Origin of the sequence: Dietzia sp. DQ11-38-2 (genome assembly GCF_014145055.1) — a bacterium.
Classification (GTDB): domain Bacteria; phylum Actinomycetota; class Actinomycetes; order Mycobacteriales; family Mycobacteriaceae; genus Dietzia.
In genome coordinates this window covers 1-1336 of sequence record NZ_JAALDW010000278.1, presented here as the reverse complement: position 1 = coordinate 1336, position 1336 = coordinate 1, and the positions used below count along the sequence as shown (strand labels likewise).

Annotated in this window: 2 protein-coding genes; both read left to right on the top strand. The window is 73.3% G+C overall.

The features are described from left to right. Positions 1–820 (top strand): carbon-nitrogen hydrolase family protein (locus G6026_RS10090; protein ID WP_182613096.1); only part of this gene is annotated, 820 nt, incomplete at its 5' end. Beyond that, positions 811–1336 (top strand): glycosyltransferase (locus tag G6026_RS10085; protein WP_182613095.1); only part of this gene is annotated, 526 nt, incomplete at its 3' end. The genes G6026_RS10090 and G6026_RS10085, both read left to right, overlap by 10 nt.

The following is a 1336-nucleotide window of genomic DNA, read 5'->3' as shown; positions in this document are numbered from 1 at the left end:
GGCCAAGGCCGTCGGCATCATCGACGCCGCGGCACGCGACGGCGTGGACCTGCTCGTCTTCCCGCACGCGACCCTCGGCGGCTACCTCGGCGATCTGCGCGACCCCTCCCCCGCGACGCTCCCCCCGGCGCTCGACCCCGACGGCCCGGAACTGTCCGCCATCGCCGCCGCCGCGGGAGACATGACCGTGTGCATCGGCTACACCGAGGCCGGCGACGACACGCGCTACAACACCGCCGTCTGCCTCACCGGCGACGGCGTCCTCGGCGTCCACCGCAAGGTGCATCAACCCGTCGACGAGGGCACCCGCTACGGCGCAGGGGACGCGTTCCGCGCCTTCGACACCCCGATCGGACGCGTGGGGATGCTCATCGACTACGACAAGACCTTCCCCGAGTCCGCGCGGTCGCTCGCCCTCGACGGCGCGCAGGTGGTGGCCACCCTGTCGGCCTGGCCCGCCAGTGTGACCGACCGCGCCGCCCGACTGCCCGCGGACCGTCAGTCCCGACTGTTCGACCTCTACGACTGCGCCCGGGCCGCCGAGAACCAGGTGTTCGTGGTGGCCTCCAACCAGACCGGGGTCATGGGCTCCCTCCGCTTCCTCGGCCAGGCCAAGGTGGTGGGACCCGGGGGCGAGATCCTGGCCGCGACACGGTCCAAGGGCGGGCTCGCCCGGATCGAGGTCGATGTCCACACCGAGCTCGCACGCTCGCGTCGGGTCCTCGACCACCTGGCGGAGCGGCGACCGGAGACCTACGCGACGGAACCACGCCGGGCGCCCTCGCCTGCGCGACCGGGAGGCGACACGACGTGCGGATAGCCCTGCTCACCTATTCGACCCGCCCCCGCGGGGGCGTCGTCCACACCCTCCACCTGGCCGAGGCGCTGGCCCGGGCCGGACACCGAGTGACGGTGTACTCCCTGGCGCGCGGCGCCGACGCGGGCTTCTTCCGAGAGGTCGATCCCGCGGTCACCGTCCGCCTCGCGCCGTTCCCGGACCGTCCCGGCGAGTCCGTCACCGACCGGATCGTGCGCTCGATCGCCACCCTGCGCGAGTTCGTCGACCCGGACGGGTTCGACATCGTCCACGCCCAGGACTGCATCAGCGCCAACGCGGTCGGGCGGTGCATCCGCACCGTGCATCACCTCGACGACTTCACCACCCCCGTTCTGGTGGACTGCCACGAGAAGGCCCTCACCACCCCCTACGCCCACGTGTGCGTGTCCGAGGCCGTCGCCGCCGAGGTCCGCCAGGGATGGGGTCTGGCCCCCACGGTGATCCCCAACGGTGTCGACCACGCCCGCTTCGCCGAGGCCGCCGGCCCGGGCGCGGCCG